Source organism: Neptuniibacter sp. UBA6509 (assembly GCA_002435145.1).
Classification (GTDB): Bacteria; Pseudomonadota; Gammaproteobacteria; order Pseudomonadales; family Balneatricaceae; genus Neptuniibacter.
In genome coordinates, this window is sequence record DJLT01000021.1 from 25,639 (window position 1) to 28,321 (window position 2,683).

The window sequence follows — 2,683 nt, forward strand, 5'->3', positions numbered from 1 at the left end:
TCAGCCCTCTGAGCGAATGACACGTAACCGGCTGAAGATCCTCCGATGCAACTCAATAGGTCTGCTTTCTACCTAGAAGATAAAAAACCAAAACCTCGCACACGCACCCCTTCGGGCATAAAGGGTGGCTTCCTACAAAAAAACCTTAAAACCAAAAACTCGCCCCCCTGCGGACATAAAGGCTGGCTTCCTACAAAGCTGGTTCGTTGTAGGAGCTCAGCCCTCTGAGCGAATGACACGCAACCGGCTGAAGACAATCAGAAGCAATAAAAATGGTTCTGTTTCCTAAAATACCAAGAACCTCGCGCAGTAGTACCCCTGCGGGCATAAAGGCTGGCTCTCAACAGAAACTCGCGAAGCGAGACACGGAATAGGCGGCTGTTTTTAAGAGTTATATTCTTAAGGGGAAGAGCTGTTGCTTCCTAGGATCTGAGCTCCTCTTTATAGGAACTCAAATAGGAGCTCAAAAGATCAACAGCCTAGAAAGCTAGAGCAGTATGGAATATCAGGGCGAATTAGAGAAATTAATGGCGTGTTTGTTGTTGAGGGTAAGCCAGCATGTTGAAGAAAGCATCGGCATACCAATGGGATGCGCTCATTAGATCGTTAACAGATTCGGACTCAAATACACGTTCTAAATAGCACTCAAATAAAGCACTAGATTCTTCGAGCAAGTTTTCTGTATCTGCAATGCTGTAATTCATATTCACCTCAATAATCGTTAGATCTAAACACTACCTCGTTCCTGAGCATTTTGATGGCGAGCCACCAAAATCTATTTATCACTATCCTTTCTAATCCTGAGTATTTTACTCGGGATTTAGACTTTAGTCAAAGCAAGAGAGTAGCTAAAGGCTTTTGTTTATAAGTTCTTGTTTTTGCTTGTTGCTGAGTGACTCTATGGGCTGGTCGGTTAGGCTTTCTAACATCTCATTTAAGAGGTGGGCGCATTGATCGCCAGACTTTAAGGCATTGTCGATCAGCTCTCCAATGGTCATATCGGAGTCGTTTTTAAGTGCTTGTTGATCATCCATGCACTGGAGATAATTTTTCATGTAATTAGAGCTCGTGGCGGTACGTTCTTCCAGAATGTTAGGTAACTGGAAAAGCCACTCTTGCCATTGCTCTGTTTTATCTTCAGCGAAAGTACTAAAAGGAGTCAATAAGCACAGAGATAGGGTAAGCCTTACTAAATGTTTCATTAAATTAACCTTGTGCATAATAGCTAATATTCTAAGTGTAGAGGGCTTAAGCCGAAATGAATAGAAGAGCGGCTGGAAGGCTTTCAATCCTCTTGTTGATGAATAGCATCGACTAAGATCTCTTGGCTGGAGATACGAAAGCGGATGTTTAGATCGTGCAGTGTTATTCCGTAGCTTTTGTCCGGATCGTCTTTCTTATAGGCGGGGCGAGGATCACATTTTAACAGCTCTGATATTTGATCTTTAATCGGTTGTTTCAAACGGGACTCTGCATCTGATAACGCTTGTAATGCTTGATTTGAGAAGAAGACATTTTGCGGCAGTGGGTTTATTTCCTCGGCAATATCAAAAGAGGCATCAGGTAGGATATCGGAATAGGGAAGATAAGGTTTGATATCAAGGATCGGTGTGCCATCCAGCAGATCAGCGCCGCTGATTAAAAGTTCAATAGAGCCCTCTTTTAGCTCTGTGGAAATTAGTTTAACAGGTGATAAGCCGATAGGGTTGGGTCTAAAAGGAGAGCGCGTTGCCAATACCCCTAAGCGTTTATTACCGCCTAATCTAGGTGGGCGTACTGTTGGCTTCCAGCCTTTATCAACACATTCACTAAATACAAATATCAGCCAGATATGGCTGCAGCCCTCTAAGCCGCGAATGATCTCTGGGGAACTAAATTCAGGAAGAATCTTCAGAGTTGAAACCACGCTATTTGCCAGACCGGGCTGCCGAGGTATTCCAAACTTCTCCTTATAGGGACTGGAGATGATGGCGATGGGCTGTAAGTTGTATGAGTCTGACATAAGTGAGTTAGGGTATTCGTAGATTGATTGATATGTACCCCCTAAATGACTCTGCTTGATTTAGGGCATTAAGGAGCTGTTTTCGAGCTATTTTATATTATTTTTCACTGACCATTCATGATTGATATAAAAACAAGATCTTTTAGTTAGGCGTTCGGGCAATGACGATGACATGAACGCTGGTGGCCCCTGCTTTGAGCAATACACGAGTGGCCGCTTCCATGGTTGCTCCCGTCGTCATTACATCATCTACAAGTAATATATGTTTGTGCTTTAGATCATCGCATATAAATACGCCACGTTGGTTTTTCAGTCGTTGATCTCGATCTAACTCCATTTGTGGGATTGTTTTCTTGGTTTTTTTTAGGGAGTGGGTATCTATTTCGATACCTAGGTAATTGCTCATCTCTTTAGCTAGTAATTCAGCCTGATTGAATCCGCGTTTTTGTAAGTTAGATCGATGCATAGGGATAGGAATAATAAGATCGACTGTGCTTGGGATTGTCGAACTATTTATAAGCAATGAGGCGAGTGGGCCAATGTATTGTGGTTTCTTATTGTATTTTATTTTGCCGATAAAATGATTTATCGGAAACATGTATAAAAAAGGGGCCTGCACCTTTGTGAATGAAGGCTTTGATTTTAGACATTTTCCGCAGATCAGATGATCGTACTGAGCAG

General features: G+C 42.5%; 4 protein-coding genes. All 4 read right to left on the reverse strand.

The window, feature by feature from the left end:
* Window positions 1-524 precede the first annotated feature (524 nt).
* The gene (locus tag B4K11_RS03060) at window positions 525-704 is read right to left on the reverse strand and encodes a hypothetical protein (RefSeq protein WP_292957628.1); all 180 of its coding nucleotides are present in this window, start codon (window positions 702-704) and stop codon (window positions 525-527) included.
* Between the two features lie 144 nt (window positions 705-848).
* Window positions 849-1,202 carry a hypothetical protein gene (locus B4K11_RS03065; protein WP_292957631.1) on the reverse strand — a complete coding sequence of 118 codons (354 nt, stop codon included), beginning with the start codon at window positions 1,200-1,202 and terminating at the stop codon, window positions 849-851.
* Between the two features lie 83 nt (window positions 1,203-1,285).
* Complete coding sequence (tsaA, locus tag B4K11_RS03070; RefSeq protein WP_292957634.1) at window positions 1,286-2,002, reverse strand: tRNA (N6-threonylcarbamoyladenosine(37)-N6)-methyltransferase TrmO; 717 nt, start codon at window positions 2,000-2,002, stop codon at window positions 1,286-1,288.
* Window positions 2,003-2,144: 142 nt separating this feature from the next.
* On the reverse strand, window positions 2,145-2,683 hold a 539-nt coding region (locus B4K11_RS03075; RefSeq protein WP_292959225.1), incomplete at its 5' end, for a ComF family protein.

What these genes read in the sequence shown, in the direction of transcription:
- B4K11_RS03060 (WP_292957628.1), bottom strand. Translation starts at nt 704, where the DNA reads ATGAATTACAGCATTGCAGATACAGAAAACTTGCTCGAAGAATCTAGT.
- B4K11_RS03065 (WP_292957631.1), bottom strand. Translation starts at nt 1,202, where the DNA reads ATGAAACATTTAGTAAGGCTTACCCTATCTCTGTGCTTATTGACTCCT.
- tsaA (WP_292957634.1), bottom strand. Translation starts at nt 2,002, where the DNA reads ATGTCAGACTCATACAACTTACAGCCCATCGCCATCATCTCCAGTCCC.